This is a genomic window from Bradyrhizobium sp. YCK136, assembly GCF_044570075.1.
In the GTDB taxonomy this organism is placed as follows: Bacteria; Pseudomonadota; Alphaproteobacteria; order Rhizobiales; family Xanthobacteraceae; genus Bradyrhizobium; species Bradyrhizobium diazoefficiens.
The window spans coordinates 642,216-664,665 of record NZ_CP172424.1; the positions used below are offsets into that span (position 1 = coordinate 642,216).

Here is a 22,450-nt window from a genome sequence, read left to right on the forward strand (position 1 = left end):
ATCATGCAGCATCGGCGCAGCATTCGAGAGCACATTCCTTACCACATATGCTAGTCGCTGCGGCCAGCTCAACACCAATCGGGATGACCTGACCATGCTGGAAAAATTCGCGCGCTATCCGCTGACCTTCGGCCCGACGCCCATCGAGAAGCTGGAGCGGCTGTCGAAGCATCTCGGCGGCAATGTCGAGATCTATGCCAAGCGCGAGGACTGCAATTCCGGTCTCGCCTATGGCGGCAACAAGCTGCGCAAGCTCGAATACATCATCCCGGATGCGATCGCCTCGAACGCCGACACGCTGGTCTCGATCGGCGGCGTGCAGTCCAACCACACCCGCATGATCGCCGCCGTCGCCGCCAAGATCGGCATGAAGTGCCGCCTGGTGCAGGAAGCCTGGGTGCCGCACGAGGACGCCGTCTATGACCGCGTCGGCAACATCATGCTCTCGCGCATCATGGGCGCCGACGTGCGCCTGGTCGACGACGGCTTCGACATCGGCATCCGCAAGAGCTGGGAGCAGGCGATCGAGGAAGTGAAGGCCGCGGGCGGCAAGCCTTACGCGATTCCCGCCGGCGCCTCCGTGCACAAATATGGCGGGCTCGGCTATGTCGGCTTCGCCGAGGAAGTGCGTAAGCAGGAAGCTGAGCTCGGCTTCAAGTTCGACTACATCGTGGTCTGCACCGTCACCGGCTCGACCCATGCCGGCATGCTGGTCGGCTTCGCCGCCGACGGCCGCGCGCGAAAGGTGATCGGCATCGACGGGTCGTTCACCCCGGCGCAGACCAAGGCGCAGGTGCTCTCGATCGCCCAGAACACGGCCAAGCTCGTCGAGCTCGGCAAGGACATCGTCGCAGACGACGTCGTGCTGATCGAGGACTACGCCTATCCCGCCTATGGCGTGCCGTCGGAAGAGACCAAGGAGGCGATCCGCCTCACCGCGCGTCTCGAAGCCATGATCACCGACCCCGTCTACGAGGGCAAGTCGATGCAGGGCCTGATCGACCTCACGCAGAAAGGCTATTTCGAGAAGGGCGCGAAGGTCCTCTACGCGCATCTCGGCGGTGCCCCGGCGCTCAACGGCTACGGCTACGCGTTCAGAAACGGCTAGTGCGTCGGTGCCGTAAGACGGCGCGCGCCTCCTCACTGGTCTCGTCCTGGCGAAAGCCAGGACCCATTACCCCGACTGCCAATTGTTGAAACACACTGAGGCTGTCGGCGTGCCGTTTCCCACGGCCTGTGGTTATGGATCCCGGATCTGCGCGCGCTTTGGGCGCGCTTGTCCGGGATGACGGTGGAGATATTAGCTCCCCCCTACCGCGTCCGCACGATCTGCAGCAGCTCGTCGCCGTAATGCTCGAGCTTCTTGTCGCCGATGCCGGGCACGTTGCGGAGCTCGTCCAGCGTGGTCGGCCAGGCTCGCACGATGCCGTCAATCGTGGCGTCGTGCAGCACGACATAGGCCGGCACGCCACGTTCGCGCGCGACATCCGAGCGCCAGGAGCGCAGCCGGGCACGCAATTCAGGATCGACATCGCCTTGCGGGGCGCTGGCGGCAGGCGCGAGATCGCCGCGGCGGGATTTTGCGCGGCTGGAACGGGCGCGGGTGCCGGGCGCCTCCTCACGCAGCCACACCTCTGTCTCGCCGCGTAGCACGCCGCGCGCGGCCTCCGTCAGCTTCAGTGCGCCGTAAGCTTCGCTGTCGCTCTGCAAATAGCCCATCGCGACGAGCTGCCGCAGCACCGTGCGCCACTGCTTTTCGTTGAGCTCGCGCCCGATGCCGAACACCGACAGCTTGTCGTGGCCGAACTGCGTGACCTTCTCGGTCAAGCGACCGATCAGCACGTCGATCAGGTGCATCGCGCCGAAACGCTGGCCGGTCCGATAGACGCAGGAGAGCAGTTTTTGCGCCAGCACCTTGCCGTCGCGCATCTTCGGCGGCGTCAGGCAATTGTCGCAATTGCCGCAGGTTTCGCCGTGCACGATCTCGCCGAAATAGGCTAGCAGCCGCCTGCGCCGGCACTGCGCGGTCTCGGCGAGCCCGACCAGCGCGTCGAGCTTGCCGATCGACACGCGCTTGAAATCGTCGGAACCGCTGGACTCGTCGATCATGCGGCGTTGCTGCACGATGTCGGAGAGGCCGTAGGCCATCCATGCCGCGGACGGCTTGCCATCGCGGCCGGCGCGTCCCGTCTCCTGGTAATAGGCCTCGATGCTCTTGGGCAGATCGAGATGCGCGACGAAGCGCACGTCGGGCTTGTCGATGCCCATGCCGAAGGCGATGGTCGCCACGATGACGATGCCGTCCTCGTTGAGGAAGCGGTCCTGGTTGCGCGAGCGCACGCTACTGTCGAGCCCGGCGTGATAGGGCAGCGCGGCGATGCCGGCATCATCGAGCGCGGCGGCGACCTCCTCGACCCGGTTGCGCGACAGGCAGTAGACCACGCCGGCGTCACCCGCATGGCGCTCCCGGATGAACTCCTTGAGCTGCGACACCGCATTGCGCTTGTCGACGATCTCGTAACGGATATTGGGGCGGTCGAAGCTCGAGACGAATTGCGGACTGCCCCCAAGCTTGAGCCGTTCAACGATCTCCTTCCGCGTCAATTCGTCGGCGGTCGCGGTCAGCGCGATGCGCGGCACCTCGGGAAAGCGCTCGGCGATGATGGAGAGGCCGACATATTCGGGGCGGAAGTCGTGGCCCCATTGCGAGACGCAGTGCGCCTCGTCGATCGCGAACAGCGCCACCTTGGCCTGCGCCAGCATCGACAGGCAGCGCGGCGTCACCAGTCGTTCCGGCGCGACATAGAGCAGGTCGAGATCGCCCGCGATCAGGCGCCGCTCGATGTCGGAAGCCTCCTGCGGCGTCAGCGACGAGTTCAGCGCGGCGGCGTTGACCCCGGCCTCGAGCAGGCCGGCAACCTGGTCGCGCATCAGCGCAATCAAGGGCGAGACCACGATGCCACAGCCTTCGCGCAGCAACGACGGCAACTGGTAGCACAGCGACTTGCCGCCGCCGGTCGGCATCAACACGAGGCAATTGCCGCCATCGGTGACATGCCGGATGATCTCGCCCTGCGCGCCGCGGAACCCCGGCAGGCCGAACGCCGAATGCAGCACCGACAGCGCGTCGCGGCCGTTGGCCGGCGCGGGCAGCGGAGCAGTGGAAGGGACGTTCATGGGTGTGTCGGAGGCCGTGGGATTCGTCCCAAGGCCAGTCGCATGGCTGCGCGGGCATGGCAAGACGATTTGACGCTTGCGCCGCTGCTTCTTCTGCCTCTCCCCGTTCTTACGGGGAGAGAGTTGGGGTGAGGGGCCTCTTTCCACGGATGAGACTGTTGCGGGACCTGTACCCCCTCACCCGGATCGCAAGAGCGATCCGACCTCTCCCCGCAAGCGGGGCGAGGTAAGAGAGCTACGCCCCGATTCGTCGCAGCGCCTCCGCGACGGTTACGATCGGCATGTCGCGCTTGCCGGCCGCCTCCAGCGCATGGCGCATCAGGTGCGGCGTGCAGCCATAGGGGCTCGGCGCGTTCACGACGTCATGGCCGTAGAAGATGAGCCATCCGCCGCTTGCGACCGCCTCGTCGAAATAGCGATCGACGCCCGCCCTATCGATCTCGCAATCGACCAACGGCGAGGCGCGCAGGAACTGGAGGTCGATGACATCGCGATTGACGCCGGGCAGAATGCCGCGCGCCGAGCGGAAGGTTCTCGCGAGCTGCGGCTTGCGCCAGACCGAGGCGAGGCCGTACGGATAGGCGAAATTCTCCAGCGCGATCGAGGAATCGATTTCGCGGAGATGGCTGCGGTTTCGTTCGATCTCGCGGGTCATGGCGGCCTCGCCGAGATTGACCGCGCTCTGATGCGAAAAGGTATGGCAGGCGATCTCGTGGCCGGCATGGTGAAGCCGCACGATCGCGTCGTTCGACAGCCCATGCCAATGATCCGACGGCCGGCCAATCAGGCTGCCGGAGATGTAGTAGGTGCCGCGGCCACCATGCGCTTCGAGAAGCGAAGCACCCTCGCCGGCGGCACTATCGGGGGCATCGTCGAAGGTGAAGCTCACCATCGGCGCGTGCGCGGGCAGCCGGTGCGGCGCGGCGCGGAAATGCCGGGCCAGCCGATTGCTCACGCGTCCCTGGAGTGCCGACCACACGACCGCATTTCCTGTTTGCCCCGCCCCCTTCAGTGAAGCATTCGTACGCTGCCGGAAGCAAGCTTCACACTTCGTTAGTCCTAACGTGAAGCGTCCTGACCTAGCGCGCCAGGACCGACGCATCGGCGTCCGCGCCGAGATACTGCAGCCAGTTACGGAATAGCGCCGCCGCCGCGCTGCCGGCGGCGATATCGGCGCGCAAATTCAGCGCGGGAAGCTCGTTGCTGAGCGCTGGATGGCGCTGGTGTCTCGCCTGCTTCTCGAAGCGCACAAGCTTCTCTTCCGTCGCTGCGTCAAAATAGCTCACCGGCAGGTGCGGATAATTGTCACGCTCGCGCACGAGGTAGCGGCCGACGTCGCGCAGATATTCGCGCTGGAGCGACAATGCGTCATATTCGGGGTGGCCCTGGAAGAACACGAAGCGGCTGGCATATTGGCGGACGAAGACGTCGACACCAGCCAGTGCCGAGCGGGTCAAGACCTGATAACCGGCCTGCTCGAGGTCGCTCTCGACGATCTCGTTCAGGCGCGAATGCGAAACCTTGAGCGGCGCAGGCAGGGCATGCGTCAGCGGATCACCCGTAACGGCCTCGCAGTCGAAGATGCCGTGACACTTGGCCGGTAGCCGTCGCCGCGCGATGCCGTCGAGGTGCAGCACCGCGGCGTGCGCGGCGAGGCATGACCAGATCGTCGAGCGCGTGTTGGTCCTCGCCCAGTCGACCAGATCGGTGAGGTCGCGCCAGTACGGCTCCTGGTCGAGCTCGGGCGCGACCGGCTCGGCGCCGGTCACGATCAGCCCGTCGAATCGCTGACGCTTGAGATCCGCGAGATCGGAATATTCGCTCTCGACGTGCCATTTAGCTTCGGGCGAGCGCTTGACCGAGGGCAGCGAGAAGCAGTGGAAGCGGATGCGGCGCGGGCCGGCGGCGGCCTGGAGCAGCTTCATGAACTGCCGCTCAGTCGCCTTCAGCGCCGGATCAGGCATGTTGTTGACCAGCCCGATGGTGAGCTCGGCGCCGGCATGATCGCGCGCCAGATCGCCCTCAGCCGGCACCAGCGCCGGGCTCGACATACCGTGATCCCTGTCGATCAGGATCGTCATCGGGGCCGTCGCCTACTCCGCGGCCTGGAGGCGCGACGACGGACAGGCTTTTTCCAACGCCTGGTCGATGTCCTCGATGATATCGGCAGCATGCTCGATGCCGATGGACAGGCGGATCGTCTCCGGCAGAACGCCGGCGAGGCGCTGCTGCTCCGCCGACATCTGCCGGTGCGTGGTCGAAGCCGGATGGCAGGCCAGCGTCTTCGCGTCGCCGATATTGACGAGGCGCGTGATCAGCTTCAGCGCATCGTAGAAGGTCTTGCCGGCTTCCATGCCGCCCTTGATGCCGAAGGTGAACAGCGAGGAGGCATTGCCGTCGAGATATTTCTGGACCAGCGGATAGTAGGGGCTGTCCGGGAAGCCCGTGTAGTTGACCCAGGCGACGCGCGGGTCAGTGCGCAGGAATTCGGCGACCTTGCGCGCGTTCTCGACGTGGCGCTCCATGCGCAGCGCCACGGTCTCGATGCCCTGGAGCAACAGGAAGGCGTTGAACGGCGAGAGCACCGAGCCCATGGTGCGCTGATAGACGCTGCGCGCGCGCTCGATATAGGCGGTCTTGCCGAAGCGCTCGGCATAGACGAGGCCGTGATAGGACGCGTCCGGCTTGTTGTAGGCGGGGAAGCGGTCGGCGTATTTCGCCCACGGAAAATTTCCGGAATCGACGATGGCGCCGCCGAGCGTGGTGCCGTGGCCACCCAGGAACTTGGTCAACGAATGCACGGCGATGTCGGCACCGTAGTCGAACGGCTTGAGCAGGATCGGGGTTGCGACCGTGTTGTCGACGATCAGCGGCACGCCATGGGCATGCGCGATCTTCGCCAATGCCTCGATGTCGCAGACATTGCCGGCAGGATTGCCGATGGTCTCGGCGAACACCGCACGGGTGTTCTCGTCGATCAGCTTCTCGATCGCATCCGGCTTGTCGCTCTCGGCGAAGCGGCCCGTGATGCCCTGGCGCGGCAGAATGTGCGAGAGCAGCGTGTGCGTGGTGCCGTAGAGCTGCGGCACGGACACGATGTTGCCGCCGTGATCGGCGACGTTGACGAAGGCGAAATGCAGCGCCGCCTGGCCGGTCGCGACCGCAAGCGCGCCGACGCCGCCTTCGAGCTGGTTGATACGCTTCTCCAGCACCGCGCTGGTCGGATTGGCGATGCGGCTGTAACGGAAACCCTCGGCCTCGAGATTGAAGAGCGCCGCGCCGTGATCGGCGCTGTCGAAGGCGTAGGCCGCGGTCTGGTAGATCGGCACGGCAACCGCATGCGTGGTGGCTTCGGGCTCATAGCCGGCGTGAATAGCGATCGTCTCGTTGCGCATCGTGCCACCTCCGCGTGGAGCGGGCCGCACTTATTGGCCTGTATGAGGCACGTGCGTTGTCCGCCGTCCTCGTGTTAGAGGCGGGTGGTAAAGCGAGCAATAATTCGCCTAGAGATCGAGGAAGTAACCCTAACGGTTATTGGTGAATTGGCTAAAATTCGAATCAAATTGGATTAACGAATTCGTACGCCTAGGCGCGACTCGCTTCCCATCGCGGATGCAAAGCATCGGCGTTCTCAAGGGACGGCGGCCGAAGGCCGCCAGTGCCACCCTCTCCCACAGGGAGCGAGGGCGGCACTGTCAACGCGGCGGCAACTCGCGAGCGCTTAGTCCATCGTCTCCCATAGGCGATGGGCGAGCACGCCGGCACGCTTCTCGATCGCCGCCGCGGCATCGAGCGCGAGGTCCTCGCGGTAGCGGCCGGTGATGAGCTGCACGCCGATCGGCTTGCCCTCGTGCAAGGCCACCGGCACCACCGCGCCGGGCAGGCCCAGCACGTTGATCGCGGAGATGAAGCGTATCCCGCCCCAGAACACCTCCTGCACGCGCTCGGCGCTGATAGTGTCGTCGCGTGGGCCCGGCGTCGGACTGACCGTGGTCGGCGCCAGCACGACCGGATAGTCCTCGAAGAACAGCTGCCAGGCGCGGATGTGGCCGTTGCGCGCGGCCGTCGCCTGCATCCAGGCCTTGAGATCGAGCACATTGGCCTTGGCCTTCATGCCGTTCCACGCTTTGTGGAAATCCTCGGACGTGACCTTCAGCATCGCGGCCTCCTGCATCACCATCGTCTCGTTGGTGATGATGTCGCACCAGGTCTGCCAGACGCCGTTGATGTCGGGCACCTCGACCTCGCTGACGCGATAGCCGGAACGCTCGAGGTGATCGGCGGCCCGGCGCAGCGCCGTGGCGACCGCCGGATCGACGTCCATGTCGTCGGGGATCTTCGCCAGCGCGACCTTGATCGGTCCCTTCGGCTTCGGCCCCACAAGCGGCGCCGGCACCCACCAGGGATCGCGCGGATCGCGCTGGCTCATCACCTCCAGCGCAAGGCGAACGTCGGCGACGTGGCGGGCGAGCGGCCCCTGCGCCGACATCAGATGCGCCAGCATCGGCCGCTCGGCTGTTGCGCTTCCGTTGAAGGCGGGGATGCGGCCCTGCGTCGGCTTGATGGTGGCAACGCCGTTGCAATGCGCCGGCCAGCGCAGCGAGCCGCCGATGTCGTTGCCATGGGCGATCGTGCCGATACCGGCGGCAACCGCCGACCCCGCGCCACCCGAGGAGCCGCCGCAGGTGATATCAGGGTCCCAGGGGTTCAGCGTCAGCCCATGCAGGGGATTGTCGGTGAAGCCGCGGAAGGAGAATTCCGGCGTGTTGGTGAGACCGATGACGATCGCGCCGGCCTTCTTCAGGTTACGGACAACAGGCGCATCCGACGGCGCGATGTAATCCTTGTTGGCGGGCACGCCGTTGAAGTTCGGCCGGCCTTCGTAATCGACGTTTTCCTTGATTCCGCATTCAGCCTGGGATTGACCGCGCGCATCCGATCCAGATGCGCCTCGACAGTCTCGACCGCGGAGATTGCGCCGTTGCGGATCGCGGCCGCGGTATCGACAGCAGACCATTGCCAGACCGGCCCCTTGGGACGGCGCGCCGTGGCCGATTTGCGCGGGGCGGCCTTCTTGACTGATTTCTTCGCATCTTTCGCGACGGCACCCTTGCGGGCGGTGGCTTTCTTGCTCGAGGTCTTCGTTACTTTCCTTGAAACACTTTTCTTCTTGCTCGCCGTCTTCTTCGCCACGCCGCATCTCCTGAAATTGCGCCGCGGAGGTTATGGAGATCACGCGACCGTGTACAGGCGCGTTTCTGCATGGCGCGTTGTCGCGACGCTCTGTCACGGCCCCGGAGCCAGGGACGCCCATGAACCTTTGCGCCCGCTGTCTTGACCCATATATTGGTTGAATGGTTGAACAAGCTACCGCTGAGATTGCGGCATAACGACCAGGTTTTTTGACGCAGCTATTTTGACATCGGCAGATTGGAGCATTTTCCATGCTCACAGAATTCGACGCCGGATACGGCGAGCAACCCTTTCGCGATCTGTGCACCAGCTACCCTGGTCCTGAAGCCTACGATCCCCACGACTTCCGCATCGAATGGGGGCCCATCTTTCACCGCGGCCGGCTGGACGGATCGGCGCGTGTGCTCATCGTCGGCCAGGATCCCGCCCAGCACGAGACCATCGTGCGCCGAATCCTGGTCGGCACCGCGGGCCGCCGGACCCAGGGCTTTCTGGCCAAGCTCGGCATCGTGCAGAGCTATGTGATGGTGAACACCTTCCTGTACAGCGTTTACGGCCAGAGCGGCGGCTCCAAGCACAAGAACGAGCCGGGCATCGTCGACTATCGCAACAAATGGTTCAAGGCCGTGCTGGGCCCCGGCAACATCGAGGCTGTCGTCTCGCTCGGCGGCCTCGCGGACGAGGCCTGGAAAGCCTGGCTCAAGAGCTCCGACGGCGCGGCCTACAAGACCCTCGCGTATCAGCACATCACGCACCCGACCTGGCCGGAAAGCTCCGCGCATGATTCCGCGACGCAGGCGGCGAATACCAAGATCATGCTGGCCAAATGGAATGCCGCCCTCGCGGCGCTGGCGCCTGAGGTCAAGCATCCCGACGTGCCGACGACACTCGTGCCGTACGGCGACGCCTTCAAGCCGTCCGAGCTTGTCGACATCATTGCAAAGGACCTTCCGGCGGGACTGCCGGCCTGGATGCGTGGAGATACGCCGTGGGCCGTGCGCCAGGGCGTTGACGCGGCGGCCAAGCGGCGCACCATCATGATCACCATTCCCGATGGGGTGATTCCATGAGCCCGGCCGCAAACCCGAAGCGATGGGCGCTGACCGGCCGGATCGTGACGATGGCCACTGAGGGCGACGTCATCAAGAACGGGACGATCTTCATCGAGGACAATCGGATCGCCGCGATCCTGCCCAAGGGACAGCCGGCCCCGGTGGGCTTCGAGGCCGTCGCCGCGGTGACCACCGGCGGCACCATCTATCCCGGCCTGATCGAGCTGCATAATCACCTCAGCTACAACGTCCTGCCGCTCTGGCGCGTGCCGCAGCTCTTTGGCAATCGCGACCAGTGGCAGAATGCCAAATCGTACAAGACGTCCGTGACCGGCCCGATGAGCGCGATCGCCCTTGCCGACGACGGCTCGCTGCTGCCGGCCCTGGTTCGCTATGTCGAAGCCAAATGCCTGGTCGCGGGAACGACGACGAGCCAGGGGATCACGCTGTCGAACTGGAGCGGCACGATCCACAAATATTACAAGGGCGCGCTGCGCGCCGCCGAGATCGGGAGCCCGCCCGATCTTCCGCGGGCACACTCCAAGATTCCCGACATCGATGCCGAGGATTGGGCGAAGTTCGACAACGAGCTGAAATCGTCGGCGTGTTTCCTGCTCCACTTAAGCGAGGGCATCGATCCCAAGGCGCATAGCCACTTCCTGGCGCTGCGCAATTCCGCGGGAGATTGGGCGATCGAGCCGTCGCTGGCCGGCATTCATTGCACGGCGCTCGATGCGACCGACTTCGGAACGATGGCCCAGCACCAGGCCAGGGTCGTCTGGTCGCCCCTGAGCAACCTGCTGCTCTATGGCAAGACGACCGATGTCGCCGCAGCGCGCGCCGCAGGCCTCACCATCGCGCTGGGCTCGGATTGGTCGCCGTCCGGCAGCAAGAACCTGCTGGGCCAGCTGAAGGCGGCGAAGGTCGTATCCGCGCATTTCAATCTCGGCTTCAGCGATTACGATATCGTCGCGATGGCAACGCGCAATCCGGCCGCGATCCTGAAGTGGGACTCAAAGCTGGGAACCATCGCCAAGGGCAAGTTCGCCGATCTCCTCGTCGTGAAGGGTGTCACCGGCGATCCTTACGCCCACCTGATCAAATCGCGCGAGCAGGATATCGTCCTGGTCACGATCGGCGGGCGAGCGCGCTATGGGACCAAGAAGGCCATGCAGCAGGCAGGCGGAAGCGGCGAGGCCCTCAAAGTCGGCAGGAGTGCGCGGGTGATCGATTTCACCTCGCCCGACCAGGATCCGGGGATCGAGAAGATCACGCTGGCGGAAGCAACGACCCGATTGAGTGCCGCGCTCGGCAATCTCGGCACGTTGCAGCCGCACAGCATCGCAATGTCGGCCGCGATCGCGAGCGGAACGGTGTCACGAACCGGATGGCGTCTCGCGCTGGACGAGCAGTTCGGCAACAATGTCCAATTGCGCCCGCGGCTGGCATATAACGGCATCCGGACCGGTCCGGATTTGGCAGCTGTCGCAGCAGCAGCCGAGCCGCTGCATCCGATCAAGCTGGATGGCCTCACGGTGGCCGACGATCCCGTCTTCATCGACACGCTGAAGAACCCAACCTTCCGCAGGGGCTAGGCGCAGCGATCGCCGCCTTCTATTAGCTATCCGTCACACCAGCGGTGGATTGAGCCGCGCAAAACCCTCCTGGATGCGATAGGGGTAATAGGGATAGGGCGGCATCACGGCGCTCGCCTCGTCGAGACGCTTGATCTGATCCGCGCCCAGCGACCAGCCGACCGCACCGAGATTGTCGCGCAGCTGCGCCTCGTCACGGGAGCCGATGATCACGGAAGAGACGGTGGGGCGCGACAGCAACCAGGCGATTGCGACCTGCGGCACGGTGCGGCCGGTCTCGGCGGCAATCGCATCCAGCACGTCGACGATCGCGTAAAGCCGCTGCTCGTCCACGGGCGGACCGAATTGCGCGGTGGCGTGCAGGCGGCTCTGTTGCGGCAGCGGTTGGCCGCGCCGGATCTTTCCGGTCAGCCGCCCCCAACCGAGCGGGCTCCAGACCAGCGCGCCGACGCCCTGATCGCGCGCGAGCGGCATCAGCTCCCACTCATAGTCGCGGCCGAGCAGCGAGTAATAGACCTGGTGCGCGACATAGCGCGGCCAGCCGTGCCGGTCCGCGATGGCGAGCGACTTCATCAGCTGCCAGCCCGCGAAATTGGAAACGCCGACATAGCGCAGCTTGCCGGCACGCACGAGCGTATCGAGGGTCGACAGCACCTCCTCGATCGGTGTGAACGCGTCGAACGCGTGAAGCTGAAGGAGGTCGATGGTGTCGGTGCCGAGCCGTTGCAGCGCTGCGTCGACCGCAGTCAGCAACCGCTGCCGCGATGAGCCGGCATCGAGCGGGCCATCGCCCATCGGCAGGCTCATCTTGGTCGAGATCAGCACCTTGTCGCGGCGGCCCTTGATCGCAGCGCCGAGAATCTCCTCGGAGGCACCGTTCGAATAGACGTCGGCACTGTCGAACAAATTGACGCCGGCATCGAGGCAGATGTCGACCAGCCTGCGCGCTTCCTCCGTGCCGCTGCGGCCCCAGGCAGAGAATAACGGGCCTTGGCCGCCGAAAGTGCCGGTGCCGAAGCTGAGGACGGGGACCTTGAGCCCGGACGCGCCGAGATTACGGTATTCCATGATCGCTCTCCTATTCCGCCGGGCATGCTGCGACGGCGACCGTGGTACGGTCGAGCCGGAGGCTCCACAGCGCCAGCACGAGGCCGACCGCGGTGATGCCGGCCGCCACCAGCGGCAACGCGGAGAGGCCGAGCCCGCGATCGATGGTGACACCGCCGGCCCAGGCCCCCAGCGCGTTGCCGAGATTGAACGCGGCGATGTTGAGGCTCGAGGCGAGCGTGCGGCCGCTCGGGCCGGCGGCTTCCAGCACGCGAAGCTGGAGCGGCGCGACGGTTGCGAAGGCGGCGATGCCGAGCAGCAGGATCAACGCGACAGCGGGGATCTTGACCGACAGCACCGCGGCAAGGCCAAGCAGCACGATGGCGAGCGCGGCGAGAGTGCCGATCAGGGCCCGCGCCAGGCCGCGGTCGGCGAGCTTGCCGCCCGCGACGTTGCCGATCGCAAGACCCGCGCCGAACACCAGCAGGATCGGCGACACCGCTTCCTCCGAAAAACCGGTGAAGCGCGTCAGGATCGGCTGGATATAGGTGAAGACGACGAACAGGCCGGCAAAGCCGAACACGGTCATGGCGAGGCCGAGCAGCACCTGCGGACGGCCGAGCACCGCGAGCTCTTCAGCCAGCGAGATCGGCTTGTCGCCATTGCCGACATGGCCGGGCACGAACGCGGCGACCACGGCAAAGGCGATCACGCCGATCACCGTTACCGCCCAGAACGCCGCGCGCCAGCCGAGCATCAGGCCGAACCAGGCGCCGAAGGGCACGCCCAGCAGCGTTGCGACCGTGAGGCCGATGAACATGGTCGCGATCGCCGAGGCGCGCTTGTCCTCGGCGACGAGGCCGGTGGCCACGACCGAGCCGACGCCGAAGAACGTACCGTGGGCCAGCGAGGTTAGCACCCGCGCCGCCATCAGCAATTCGTAGTTCGGCGCCAGCGCGCAGGCGGCATTGCCAAGCGTGAAGATCGCCATCAGCGCCAGCAATACGGTTTTGCGCGGCATCCGCCGCGTCGCCAGCGTCAGAACCGGCGCGCCGACGAACACACCCAGCGCATAGCCGGAGATGAGGAGGCCCGCGATCGGCACGGAGACATGCATGTCGGCGGCGACCTGGAGCAGCAGGCCCATGATGATGAATTCGGTGGTGCCGATGCCGAAGGCACCGGCGGTGAGCGCAAGGACGGCGGGAGGCATGCGGTACTCCAATGGATGGCACGAGCCACGCAGATAGCCGCGCTGCAGCAAAAGCATTAGCATGTCCGCAATCCAATCATTTGTGACGTAAATTCAACATGGCCCGTTTCGACACCAACCGCTCCGCCGAGATGGAGGTTTTCGTCCGCGTCGTCGACCTGGGCGGGTTCACCCAGGCCGCGCGAAAACTGCGCCTGACGCCGTCGGGCGTCAGTAAGCTGATCTCGCGGCTGGAGGCACGGCTCGGCTCGCGGCTGATCAACCGCACCACGCGCAAGCTCACGCTGACGGAGGAAGGCCAGGCCTTCTACCAGCGCGCCGTGCGCATTCTCGCCGAGATGGAGGAGGCCGAGCGCGAGGCGGCCTCAGGCGCCGCGCCGCGCGGCCGCCTGGCGGTGAACAGCAACATCCCTTTCGGCATGCTGCATCTGATGCCGCTGATCCCGCGCTTCCTCGAACAGCATCCCGACGTCACGCTTGATCTCGTGCTGACCGACACGCTGATCGACCTGATGCAGGAGCGCGCCGACGTCGCCATCCGCGTCGGCCCGTTGCGCGCCTCACGCCTCGTCGCGCGAAAACTCGGCACCAGCCGCATGGTCGTGGTCGGCGCGCCGAATTATCTCGCGCACGCGGGCACACCAAAGACACCAGCGGATCTCGCCGATCACCGCGGCATCGGCTGGACCTTTCCGCGCTCGATCCGCGCCTGGCCCTTCAAGCGCGGCGAGCACACCGAGGAAGCCATGCCGCCGCCGGCCGCCCGCGCCAGCGACGGCGAAGCCGCCCGCCGCCTCGCGCTCGGCGGCGTGGGCCTCGCCCGCCTCGCCCTCTTCCACATCGGCCCCGACATCGAATCAGGCCGCCTCGTCCCGGTCTTGCAGAACTACAATCCCGGCGACCGCGAAGACATCCACGCTGTCTATGTCGGCCACACCGCGCCGCTCCCGGCGCGCGTCCGCGCGTTCATCGATTTTCTGGCGGAGCACGTGCGGGTGAGCGACCCCGCGCTGAAGCGCGCGGGGGACGGGAAATGGAGGGTGATGGAAATCCGGCGGACGCGTCCTATTCCTTGAGCTAAGCCTCACGTCGGCGTCGCATCGGAGCTCGACCTGGGCCGGCTCATTGCTCCACTGTCCTTTCCGCATTGATGCGAGGGACTGGCTGGTATGTTCTGCATTCGCGCTCTCGTCGCAAGGATCCCGTGATGATAACTGTCCGGAACCGGCTGCAACGTGAAGCGGGCTCCAGTGTCCGCGGCATGTTTCCGAAATCCGCCGACGCGGCCTTTCGCTAGAACCTTTCGATTGAACCAGACTCCCCGAGGACCTCAGATGCATCCCACCGACTTGCCCGGCCAACCCGGCATCGTTCCTCCCGGAGCGATCGGCCACAATCGCGGCGTTGTCGGTCGCAACTTCGCGTTCATGCCGCCGGAAGGCGTGTTGAAGAGCCGGCTTCCGGCGTGGAAATCCACAACCGTGCGCTTTCTGGCGGCGCCTTCGCTCGGCGCCGGTTTTGCCCAATATATGCTGGAAATCGAGCCCGCGGGCGGTACGGCCCAGCCGATCTGTGTGGACCTGCAGCACTTCTTCTATGTTGTGGCAGGAGGCGTGGACGTGACCATCGGCTCCGACCCGCCAGTGGAGCTTGCTGTCGGCGCCTTTGTCTATGTACCGCCCGGCGTATCCTTCACGATGTCCTGTCGTCCCACCGCGCCTGCCCGCATCATCGCCGTCAAGAAGCGCTATGAGAAGGCCGAGGGCATCGCCACCCCGACGGCGATCATCGGTCAACAACAATCCATGCCGATGACGAACCATACCGGGCTGCAGGGCCGCGGGTTCAAGCACCTGCTGCCAATGGGCGACCTGCGGTTCGACTTTGAGATGAACCTGATGTTTTTCCAGCCCGGCGTCTGCTTCCCGGCTGTCGAAACGCACATCATGGAACACGGATTGTTCATGCTGGAGGGGCAAGGCCTGTATTATCTTGGCAATAGCTGGCACGAAATCTGGGTTGATGATTTCATCTGGATGGGATCGTTCTGTCCGCAGCAATTCTATCCCACCGGCCTGAACCACTCGGTTTATCTGCTGTACAAGAACGTCAACCGGGACGTCGTCCTCTGACGATGGCCGATGAGCGCCGGCAAGACGGGGCAAAGCGAACAAGCTTCGGGGATCTTCAGCCTGACGCCTGAGACGTGTCGCGCGCGCCCGCCGGCAGAGCGGCAGTGATGATGATCTCGATCATATCGCCATCGGGCATGACCGACTGCACGAACGAGCGCACCGGCCCATAACCCGCCGGCATCCAGCTCGCCCAGGCCTCGTCGAAGGCTGGCTTGTTGTCGTGGTCGGTCACCACGATCTCAGCCTTGACGATGCGCGTACGGTCCAGACCCGCATCCTTCAGATAAGTATCGATGACGCCCAAGGCGCCCAGCGTCTGTATGCGAATGTCCTGGGTGCGATCAGGTGAAACCGCCACCGCCCACAGCAACCCGCCGCCGCCCGGCATATGATATGTTGTTACCGCTGACTTGCTGGGCAGATTCCTGTTCGGGATGCGCGTGATGTCGTTTGCATTCATTCTGGGCTCTTGGGCTTGGAGGAGATTCTCGCGATGACGCCTGAGGCCTAACAGCTATCGCGCTCGAAATAGTTCGGAAACGTTGCTTGCCGCACAAAATCGTGGGATGGCGGAGGGTGTCAGTCAATCCCCGTTGAAAGATACAGCATTCTCGACATTCCGAGACTGGCTCCGCCTCCTTCAGCTTTGCGTGGCCGTTTCTTCGATCGACGGCTCCATCAAGGCATAGTGCGCGATGCCGGCGGCAATGAGCCTGCAGAAGTTTATAGTAACGCGACCGTAGAAGGCGCCCGCCCCGGGTTCCGAGGATGCGAACCGATAGGAGGCGCCGAGACCGCGAGCGATCTCCAACATTCCCATGATCTCATGGTGCACCAGCGCCGAATGAATGCCGACCAGCTGCAGCAGCAGGGCCTGAATGCCAGGGTTGCTCATGACGGTCTTGCTCCGACGGGCGGCAGCGGCAGGAATTGCGCGAGATAGGCGCTCCTCCATTGATACGGCGTGTCGCCCGCGAAGCGCTTGAACACCGTCGTGAAATGAGCCTGCGTCTGGAACCCGACGGTCAAGGCGATGTCGACGAGCGAGACGTCAGCTTGTTGCAGCAATTCCTGGGCCCGCTCGATCCGCCGCTTCAGCAAATACTCGTGCGGCCTGATGCCGACGGCCGCCCGGAACTGCGCCGCGAAGTGCATCCGGCTAAGGCCGGCAACGGCGGCCAGATGCTCCAAGGTCACCTTGGCGGCCAGATTGTCGTCGACATACTGCATGACGCGCTTGAGGCGCCATTTCTGCAACGACCGCACCGCCCGGCAAACCCGGCCTTCATGATCACCCTCGGCCGACTCGGGCTGGCCTTGTCCGGCCACCGTCCGCCGGCTTGCCTTGCGGGTCAGAATGGCCAGACGCAGCGCATCGACAAGGATGGCAGAATGGGGATGGTGCATGGCTTTGGTGGCCGCGAGTGCATCCGAGAGGCGCTGCATCACCGGATCCGTGAATCCTTCCGCGCCCGTCTCCCGATCGACCTCCGAGGAGGCGCACGCAAGCCGTTTCGCGGACACCCTGAAGCTCGGCTCGCTATCGGCAGATCCCAGCACGTCCGGCGCAGGCGGCTCGATGGCCAGCGCAACATCCAGATGAACGAGGGAGAGCGTCATGGCCTCCTCGCCGGAGCGCCGTGAACGTCTCGATGACCGCAGCCGCCCACGTTCGATTGACGAGACGTCGATTGCGGCGGCGACATGGTCCTTGGCATTTTGCGGGTGTGACATCTGCAGCGACATCGTCGAACTCCTTGTTCCATTTCGCATCGGCAATGTCTGACGACTTGTCCGAATGCGATGGGAGCAGAGTAGTTCGGCGATCCGCGCGCTCCATTCTACGCGCGGGTGCATGGATAAGGTCTCGGGTTAACTGCGTCATACCTAGGTATGATCGCGGTACAGCCACCGGGCGAGAGTGCGAGCGGAACACCTCGCCGGCAGCTACGGACGCACGAGGCCGGCGGTTCGGCGCGCCTGCGGTAAGTTGACGCGGCCGTGATCGGCGATATCACCGAGAAGCCTCGTTCCGCCGGAGAATCTCCCGGTCGCGCCCGCGCCGGATTCAACTGTCCAGGAGGTCTTCCACGAGAGCACGAAAATCGGCCGGCTGGATATTGTGGACGCGATCAAATCGCGGCATCAACGTGGCTGCGATGAGAAGAAGCACAGCCTGCGACGATGACGAACCTTGATCGGCCCACGGGTTCATCCATGAGCCGCGCCGGCTTGCGGTTCTGGTCCGCCGCCCTCGCCTTCGCGGTCTTCATGGTTGACGTGCTGACGCCGCTCGAGGGCGCGGTCGCAGTACTCTATGTCATCGCGATCCTCCTCGCGGCGAGGACGAATCGGCGCAACGACATCGTCGTCGCCGCGACCGCCTGTGTCGTCCTGACCATAACGGCCTATCTGCTGTCGCACGATCTGCATGAAATCGCCTCGCCCGCCCTTCGCGCGCTGGTGAGCCTCGCGGCGATCGGGATCACCACCCTGCTGGTGCTGCAGAATCACGCGGCGACGACGCGCCTCGCGGCGCAAGCGCGCCTGCTCAATCTCTCGCATGACATGATCTTCGTCAGGGATCGCGGCGGCGTGATCACGTTCTGGAACAAAACCGCGGAACAGACTTACGGCTGGTCGGCCGACGAGGCGCTCGGGCAGCTCGCCGACAAGCTTCTGCGGACCAGCTATTCCGACCGGCGGGAAGCCATCGAGGCCAGCCTGCTCGATACCGGGCGATGGGAAGGCAGGGGTGAGCAACGGACGAAGGCCGGCGCCGCGCTCACCGTCGACGCCCGATGGGCCCTTCAGCACGACCATCTCGGCAAACCCGTCGGGGTGCTCGAAACGCACACCGACGTTACGGACCGCGTGGCGGCGCACAGCGCGCTGGTGCAGAGCGAGCGGCGATACCGCCGGATGTTCGACGCAAGCCGGATCGGCGTCGTCGAGGAGGACTGGAGCGGACTGCGGACCGCGCTGGATTCGCTGCAGACCGGAGGGGCGGACCTGCGCGACTATCTGGCACGCAACCCCGATTTCGTCAGGCATGCCCGCCGCCTCGCCAGAATCACCGACGTCAATCCGGCCCTGCAGAAGATGGCGGGGGCAAGCGGCTCTGCTGCCTTCATCGAGAACGCGGACAAGCTGCTGGGCGAGAATGATCGCAGTTTCGTCGACGCCCTGGTCGCATTCGCGAATGGAGAGCGGTTTCACGAAGGGGAGACCCAGCTCGTGAGCTTCGACGGGCGTAAGGTCCCCGTGCTGTTCACGATCACCTTTCCGCCCGAACCCGACGGAGATCAGAACGTGCTCGTCTTCGTCGTCGACATCACCGAGCGCAAGCAGGCTCAGGATGCACTGCTCGCGGCACAAGCCGAGCTCGCCCATGCTGCGCGCGTTGCCACCCTCGGCGAGCTCAGCGCGTCCATCGCGCACGAAGTGAACCAGCCGCTGGCGGCAATCGTCACCAGCGGCGAAGCCGGCTTGCGATGGCTGCGGCGCGACGTACCCGATCTCAAGGAGGTCGCCACCACGATCGGCCATGTTGTTGCTCAGGGCCGCCGCGCCAGCGAGATCGTGACCCGGATCCGGACCTTCCTGAAGAAGGCTGCACCCCAGCAGGATCTGCTGCAAATCGGCGAGGTCATCGAGGAGGCGACTGCGCTGGTCGCGCGCGAGCTCGCCAAGGACGACGTCGCCCTCATCGTCGAGCCGCAGCACGGCTTGCCGCCGGTTCGCGGCGACCGGATTCAGCTGCAGCAGGTCCTGGTCAATCTTCTGACGTCATAGGCGAAGGTTGCGCCCAGCCCGCCATATTCCTCCGGCACGCTCGCCAAGAGCGCGCCCATCTCGCCGAGCCCGCGCCAGGCGAAGCGGTCCACCATCTTCTGCTCGCGCCATTTTTCGGCATGCGGCGCCAGGTCCTTGGCAAGATATTTCCGGAACTGGTCGCGAAAGACGTCGAGCTCTTCGGTCATCCAGGAGGAGCGGTAGGACATGGTCACCTCGGTTGATGCGTCGTTCCGGCTTGGTAGGCTGGTCGGCGGCGACAATTATTGTGTTTTCAGGCTGCGCCGGTGACGCTACCAAGGCGGCCGGAGCAGCGTCTGTCGGGATGGCTGATTGTGGCGACCAAAACTCAAGAGCTCAAGCTCGACATCGAGCGCATTGGTACGGTCTCCGCGATCCTGACGCAGCCCGAAAATGCGCGCGCCTGTTACGTGCTGGCGCACGGCGCAGGTGCCGACATGCGGCATGCGTTCATGGACAAGGTTGCGGAAGGCCTCGCGGAGCGCGGCATCGCGACGCTCCGCTTCAATTTCCCCTATATGGAAAAGAAACAAGGACGTCCCGACCAGCCGGCGGTCGCGCACGCCGCCATCCGCGCGGCGGTCGCGGAGGCGGTGCGGCTGTGCCCTGGCGTGACGCTCGTCGCCGGCGGCAAGTCGTTCGGCGGGCGGATGACCTCGCAGGCGCAGTCCAAGGCTCCATTGCCTGGTGTCAAAGGGCTCGCCTTCCTCGGCTTTCCCCTGCATGCCGACAGCAAGCCGTCGGCGGAGCGCGCCGAGCACCTCGCCGGCATCGCTATCCCCATGCTGTTCCTGCAAGGCACGCGCGACAAGCTTGCCGACCTCGGCATCCTCAAGCCCGTCGTCGAAGGGCTTGGCCCGAAGGCGACGCTGCATGAGGTCGAGGGCGGCGATCACTCTTTCGCGGTGCTGAAGAAGTCCGGCCGTAGCAACGAAGAGGCGCTCACCGAGGTGCTCGACGCGCTCACGACCTGGATCGGCGGGCTCGCCTGAACTCAGGCCGAATAAAGCCCCTTGTCGCGCGCCTTCTGGATCGCCAGCGCGGCGATCAGGTCGAGGGTCGGCGTCGGCAGGCCCGAGGTGCGCGCGAAGGCGGCGGGCGCCTTCACCAGCACGTCGATCTCCATGGCGCGGCCGATCTCGTAATCCTGCAGCAGCGACGGCTTGTGGTTGGGGGCGGGGCCGCTGCGCGTGACGCGCTTGACCTCGGGAATGAAGTGCTGCGCGATGTCGTTGGCCTCGTTCAACATGCGCGGAATGACCTCGGCAAAGGCGGGGTCGTCGCGCACGCCGCGTGCGGTCTGGCCGGTCAGCAGGCACAGCACCGACAGCGACATGTTGGTCAGCAGCTTTGACCAGATCGCTTCGCGGATCTCGGCCACCGGCGGCGATTCCAGCCGCGCATCGTTGAGGACGCCGCGGAGTTTCGTGATGCGTTCGCAATTGCGGTCGTCGCATTCGCCGATCAGCAGGCGGTTGCGGTCCGGGGTGAGGTTCTGCACCACGCCGGGCGAGACCACCTCGTTGGAGGAGAAGATCACGCCGCCGATGATCCGCTCCTTCGGGATGCAGGCGCGCAGGCGCCCGCCCGGGTCGAGGAAGGAAATGTCCGGCGGCGTCGGGTGCCGCGGCGGCAGGCCGATCCCGTACCACCAGGGAACGCCGTTCTGCGCGAACACGATCGCCGTGTCGTCTTGCAGCAGCGGCTTGATGCTGGAGACCAGTCCGGTCAGCGCGGTGGCCTTCAGCGTAGAGATCACCACGTCCTGCGGGCCGAGCTGGGCGGGATCGCCGGAGGCGTTCACCTTGGCGGTGACCTCGGAATCGCCGACACGCAGCTTCAGGCCGCCCGCACGCGCCGCCTCCAGATGCGCCCCCCGCATCACGCACGAGACCTCATGGCCGGCGCGCGCCAGCCGGACCGCAATGTGGCTGCCGACGGCGCCCGCGCCGAAAATGCAAATGCGCATGATGTGATGTCCCGTCCTGATCCCTTGCTGCCACCCCGCGCCAGCATGACACAAGCCGCCATGCGATGGACGCGGCCGCCCCACGCCGGAAAGATATGGATCAGGGCGCGTGGCCTCGGCCATAGTGCAGGGCAAACAAACGACCGGAGGATCGCCGATGACTGCCAACCCCGTTTTGTGGACTTTGGATGAGCGTGGGGTTGCGACCGTCACGTTGAACCGGCCGGAGGTCAACAACGCCTATGACGGTGCGCTGATCGCGGGCGTGCTCGCGGCCATGGACGATCTCGGCAAGAGGCCCAATTTGCGCGTCGTGGTCCTCCGGGGCAACGGCAAGCATTTCCAGGCCGGCGCCGACCTCAAATGGATCAACGGCGTGCGGCCGCAATCGGCCGAGGCCAACGAAGCGGCATCGCGGGCGACGTTCGAGGCCGTGCAGCGGCTCAACACGCTGCCGATTCCGACCGTCGCATTGGTGCAGGGCGGCTGCTTCGGCGGCGGTACCGGCGTGATCGCGGCCTGCGACGTCGTGATCGCGGCGGACAATGCCCTGTTCTCGATCACGGAGGTGCGCTGGGGCCTGACGGCGGCGATCATCATCCCGCAGCTCTGCGACGCCATCGGCGTGCGGCAGGTCCGCCGCTACGCGCTGACCGGCGAACGCTTCGGTGCCGAGGACGCGCGCCGTATCGGTCTCGCGCACGAGGTCGTGCCGCTCGCCGAACTGGAGGCCGCCGGAGCCAAGGTGGTCGGGCAGCTCCTCGCCAACGGACCCGAGGCGATGGCCGAGACCAAGCGGCTCGCGCTGGAGAGCTCGTTCGGCGGGATGGCGGTGGACGATGCGGCGTACACGCGGCTCGTGCACCTGCATTCGGTCAAGCGCCAGAGCTCGGAGGCGGCGGAGGGGCTGGCCTCGTTCGCCGAGAAGCGGGCGGGGAATTGGGGTGGCGGGAAAGGCTGAGCGTTCTCGGCTCAGCAGCCGCGGCAGATGTTGTTGATGCTGCGATAGACGGCGTCGTCGTCCTGCCGCATCTGGCGCAGCGTTTCGAGCGTCTTGCCCTCATTCACGGGCGCAGCAGGCTTGCGCTTTGCGGCCAGTTCTTCCTCCTGCCGCATGTAGCAGGCCTCGCGATCGGCCTTGGCCTGGATGAAGCGGCAGTTCTGCTCCACGGCTGCGGCGGGAGTGGTGGAGATCGCAAGAGCGATCAGGGCTGGCAGGGCGAATTTCACGACTATCGAATCCATGGCGGCCC

The 22,450-nt window shown here is 65.3% G+C and carries 19 protein-coding genes and 2 pseudogenes; 8 read left to right on the plus strand and 13 right to left on the minus strand.

All coding sequences use genetic code 11. The features are described from left to right. The first annotated feature begins 94 nt into the window (after positions 1-94). Positions 95-1,108 (plus strand): 1-aminocyclopropane-1-carboxylate deaminase, encoded by a 1,014-nt coding sequence (locus ACFLEY_RS03120; protein ID WP_011083073.1) that lies wholly within the window; start codon positions 95-97, stop codon positions 1,106-1,108. A gap of 203 nt (positions 1,109-1,311) precedes the next feature. Here ACFLEY_RS03120 and recQ read toward each other — a convergent pair whose 3' ends face one another. The 5 genes and pseudogenes from recQ to ACFLEY_RS03145 form a co-directional block, all read right to left on the minus strand. Then, positions 1,312-3,177 carry a DNA helicase RecQ gene (gene recQ / locus ACFLEY_RS03125; protein ID WP_211433737.1) on the minus strand — a complete coding sequence of 622 codons (1,866 nt, stop codon included), beginning with the start codon at positions 3,175-3,177 and terminating at the stop codon, positions 1,312-1,314. 235 nt (positions 3,178-3,412) lie between these two features. Beyond that, complete coding sequence (locus ACFLEY_RS03130) at positions 3,413-4,156, minus strand: polysaccharide deacetylase family protein (protein ID WP_060909829.1); 744 nt, start codon at positions 4,154-4,156, stop codon at positions 3,413-3,415. 100 nt (positions 4,157-4,256) lie between these two features. Continuing rightward, a complete protein-coding gene (locus ACFLEY_RS03135; protein WP_060909828.1) occupies positions 4,257-5,258 on the minus strand; it encodes a homoserine O-succinyltransferase in 1,002 nt (333 codons plus the stop codon). Between the two features lie 12 nt (positions 5,259-5,270). Continuing rightward, positions 5,271-6,572 carry an O-acetylhomoserine aminocarboxypropyltransferase/cysteine synthase family protein gene (locus ACFLEY_RS03140; RefSeq protein WP_060909827.1) on the minus strand — a complete coding sequence of 434 codons (1,302 nt, stop codon included), beginning with the start codon at positions 6,570-6,572 and terminating at the stop codon, positions 5,271-5,273. Positions 6,573-6,898: 326 nt separating this feature from the next. Continuing rightward, a pseudogene (locus tag ACFLEY_RS03145) lies at positions 6,899-8,370 on the minus strand (amidase family protein). Positions 8,371-8,621: 251 nt separating this feature from the next. Here ACFLEY_RS03145 and ACFLEY_RS03150 point away from each other — a divergent pair. After that, positions 8,622-9,440 carry a uracil-DNA glycosylase gene (locus ACFLEY_RS03150; protein WP_060909826.1) on the plus strand — a complete coding sequence of 273 codons (819 nt, stop codon included), beginning with the start codon at positions 8,622-8,624 and terminating at the stop codon, positions 9,438-9,440. Beyond that, positions 9,437-11,017, plus strand: coding sequence for an amidohydrolase family protein (locus tag ACFLEY_RS03155; RefSeq protein ID WP_396604512.1), 1,581 nt, complete (start codon positions 9,437-9,439; stop codon positions 11,015-11,017). Before ACFLEY_RS03150 ends, ACFLEY_RS03155 begins: the two co-directional genes overlap by 4 nt. A gap of 33 nt (positions 11,018-11,050) precedes the next feature. Here ACFLEY_RS03155 and ACFLEY_RS03160 read toward each other — a convergent pair whose 3' ends face one another. Next, the gene (locus ACFLEY_RS03160; RefSeq protein WP_060909825.1) at positions 11,051-12,085 is read right to left on the minus strand and encodes an aldo/keto reductase; all 1,035 of its coding nucleotides are present in this window, start codon (positions 12,083-12,085) and stop codon (positions 11,051-11,053) included. 10 nt (positions 12,086-12,095) lie between these two features. Next, a complete protein-coding gene (locus tag ACFLEY_RS03165; protein ID WP_060912832.1) occupies positions 12,096-13,277 on the minus strand; it encodes an MFS transporter in 1,182 nt (393 codons plus the stop codon). Positions 13,278-13,375: 98 nt separating this feature from the next. On the opposite strand from ACFLEY_RS03165, the gene ACFLEY_RS03170 reads away from it, so the two are divergent. Both ACFLEY_RS03170 and allE read left to right on the plus strand, forming a co-directional pair. Continuing rightward, on the plus strand, positions 13,376-14,353 hold the full coding sequence (locus ACFLEY_RS03170; RefSeq protein WP_060909824.1) for a LysR family transcriptional regulator: 978 nt from the start codon (positions 13,376-13,378) through the stop codon (positions 14,351-14,353). Positions 14,354-14,611: 258 nt separating this feature from the next. Then, positions 14,612-15,409, plus strand: a complete 798-nt coding sequence (allE, locus tag ACFLEY_RS03175) for a (S)-ureidoglycine aminohydrolase (RefSeq protein ID WP_060909823.1) — start codon at positions 14,612-14,614, stop codon at positions 15,407-15,409. Between the two features lie 55 nt (positions 15,410-15,464). On the opposite strand, the gene ACFLEY_RS03180 is transcribed toward allE, so the two are convergent. The 3 genes from ACFLEY_RS03180 to ACFLEY_RS03190 form a co-directional block, all read right to left on the minus strand. Continuing rightward, entirely contained in the window at positions 15,465-15,872 is a 408-nt protein-coding gene (locus ACFLEY_RS03180; protein WP_060909822.1) for a RidA family protein, read from the minus strand. A gap of 180 nt (positions 15,873-16,052) precedes the next feature. After that, complete coding sequence (locus ACFLEY_RS03185) at positions 16,053-16,307, minus strand: hypothetical protein (protein ID WP_060909821.1); 255 nt, start codon at positions 16,305-16,307, stop codon at positions 16,053-16,055. Further along, positions 16,304-17,158, minus strand: coding sequence for a helix-turn-helix domain-containing protein (locus tag ACFLEY_RS03190; RefSeq protein WP_060909820.1), 855 nt, complete (start codon positions 17,156-17,158; stop codon positions 16,304-16,306). Before ACFLEY_RS03190 ends, ACFLEY_RS03185 begins: the two co-directional genes overlap by 4 nt. Positions 17,159-17,980: 822 nt before the next feature. On the opposite strand from ACFLEY_RS03190, the gene ACFLEY_RS03195 reads away from it, so the two are divergent. Next, on the plus strand, positions 17,981-19,207 hold the full coding sequence (locus ACFLEY_RS03195) for a PAS domain S-box protein (RefSeq protein ID WP_396605008.1): 1,227 nt from the start codon (positions 17,981-17,983) through the stop codon (positions 19,205-19,207). On the opposite strand, the pseudogene ACFLEY_RS03200 reads toward ACFLEY_RS03195, so the two are convergent. After that, positions 19,201-19,416 (minus strand): annotated as a pseudogene (locus ACFLEY_RS03200) (acyl-CoA dehydrogenase family protein); the annotation flags it as partial. The gene ACFLEY_RS03195 and the pseudogene ACFLEY_RS03200 sit on opposite strands and share 7 nt — an antisense overlap. 126 nt (positions 19,417-19,542) lie before the next feature. On the opposite strand from ACFLEY_RS03200, the gene ACFLEY_RS03205 reads away from it, so the two are divergent. Then, complete coding sequence (locus tag ACFLEY_RS03205) at positions 19,543-20,220, plus strand: alpha/beta family hydrolase (RefSeq protein WP_060912841.1); 678 nt, start codon at positions 19,543-19,545, stop codon at positions 20,218-20,220. Positions 20,221-20,222: 2 nt separating this feature from the next. On the opposite strand, the gene ACFLEY_RS03210 is transcribed toward ACFLEY_RS03205, so the two are convergent. Beyond that, on the minus strand, positions 20,223-21,197 hold the full coding sequence (locus ACFLEY_RS03210) for a ketopantoate reductase family protein (RefSeq protein WP_060909977.1): 975 nt from the start codon (positions 21,195-21,197) through the stop codon (positions 20,223-20,225). A gap of 157 nt (positions 21,198-21,354) precedes the next feature. Between ACFLEY_RS03210 and ACFLEY_RS03215 the strand changes: the two genes are divergently transcribed. Beyond that, entirely contained in the window at positions 21,355-22,158 is an 804-nt protein-coding gene (locus tag ACFLEY_RS03215; RefSeq protein ID WP_060909978.1) for an enoyl-CoA hydratase-related protein, read from the plus strand. An 11-nt stretch (positions 22,159-22,169) separates the two neighbouring features. Here the strand turns inward: ACFLEY_RS03215 and ACFLEY_RS03220 are convergent, their stop codons facing one another. Then, entirely contained in the window at positions 22,170-22,442 is a 273-nt protein-coding gene (locus tag ACFLEY_RS03220; RefSeq protein WP_051000323.1) for a hypothetical protein, read from the minus strand. Between the last annotated feature and the right edge of the window lie 8 nt (positions 22,443-22,450).

Bases quoted from the DNA above. Each gene is read 5' to 3' on its own strand.
- ACFLEY_RS03120 (WP_011083073.1), top strand. From the start codon at position 95: ATGCTGGAAAAATTCGCGCGCTATCCGCTGACCTTCGGCCCGACGCCC.
- ACFLEY_RS03185 (WP_060909821.1), bottom strand. From the start codon at position 16,307: ATGAGCAACCCTGGCATTCAGGCCCTGCTGCTGCAGCTGGTCGGCATT.
- allE (WP_060909823.1), top strand. From the start codon at position 14,612: ATGCATCCCACCGACTTGCCCGGCCAACCCGGCATCGTTCCTCCCGGA.
- ACFLEY_RS03190 (WP_060909820.1), bottom strand. From the start codon at position 17,158: ATGTCGCTGCAGATGTCACACCCGCAAAATGCCAAGGACCATGTCGCC.
- ACFLEY_RS03210 (WP_060909977.1), bottom strand. From the start codon at position 21,197: ATGCGCATTTGCATTTTCGGCGCGGGCGCCGTCGGCAGCCACATTGCG.
- ACFLEY_RS03160 (WP_060909825.1), bottom strand. From the start codon at position 12,085: ATGGAATACCGTAATCTCGGCGCGTCCGGGCTCAAGGTCCCCGTCCTC.
- ACFLEY_RS03180 (WP_060909822.1), bottom strand. From the start codon at position 15,872: ATGAATGCAAACGACATCACGCGCATCCCGAACAGGAATCTGCCCAGC.
- ACFLEY_RS03155 (WP_396604512.1), top strand. From the start codon at position 9,437: ATGAGCCCGGCCGCAAACCCGAAGCGATGGGCGCTGACCGGCCGGATC.
- recQ (WP_211433737.1), bottom strand. From the start codon at position 3,177: ATGAACGTCCCTTCCACTGCTCCGCTGCCCGCGCCGGCCAACGGCCGC.
- ACFLEY_RS03150 (WP_060909826.1), top strand. From the start codon at position 8,622: ATGCTCACAGAATTCGACGCCGGATACGGCGAGCAACCCTTTCGCGAT.
- ACFLEY_RS03215 (WP_060909978.1), top strand. From the start codon at position 21,355: ATGACTGCCAACCCCGTTTTGTGGACTTTGGATGAGCGTGGGGTTGCG.
- ACFLEY_RS03195 (WP_396605008.1), top strand. From the start codon at position 17,981: ATGATCTTCGTCAGGGATCGCGGCGGCGTGATCACGTTCTGGAACAAA.
- ACFLEY_RS03165 (WP_060912832.1), bottom strand. From the start codon at position 13,277: ATGCCTCCCGCCGTCCTTGCGCTCACCGCCGGTGCCTTCGGCATCGGC.
- ACFLEY_RS03140 (WP_060909827.1), bottom strand. From the start codon at position 6,572: ATGCGCAACGAGACGATCGCTATTCACGCCGGCTATGAGCCCGAAGCC.
- ACFLEY_RS03170 (WP_060909824.1), top strand. From the start codon at position 13,376: ATGGCCCGTTTCGACACCAACCGCTCCGCCGAGATGGAGGTTTTCGTC.
- ACFLEY_RS03220 (WP_051000323.1), bottom strand. From the start codon at position 22,442: ATGGATTCGATAGTCGTGAAATTCGCCCTGCCAGCCCTGATCGCTCTT.
- ACFLEY_RS03135 (WP_060909828.1), bottom strand. From the start codon at position 5,258: ATGACGATCCTGATCGACAGGGATCACGGTATGTCGAGCCCGGCGCTG.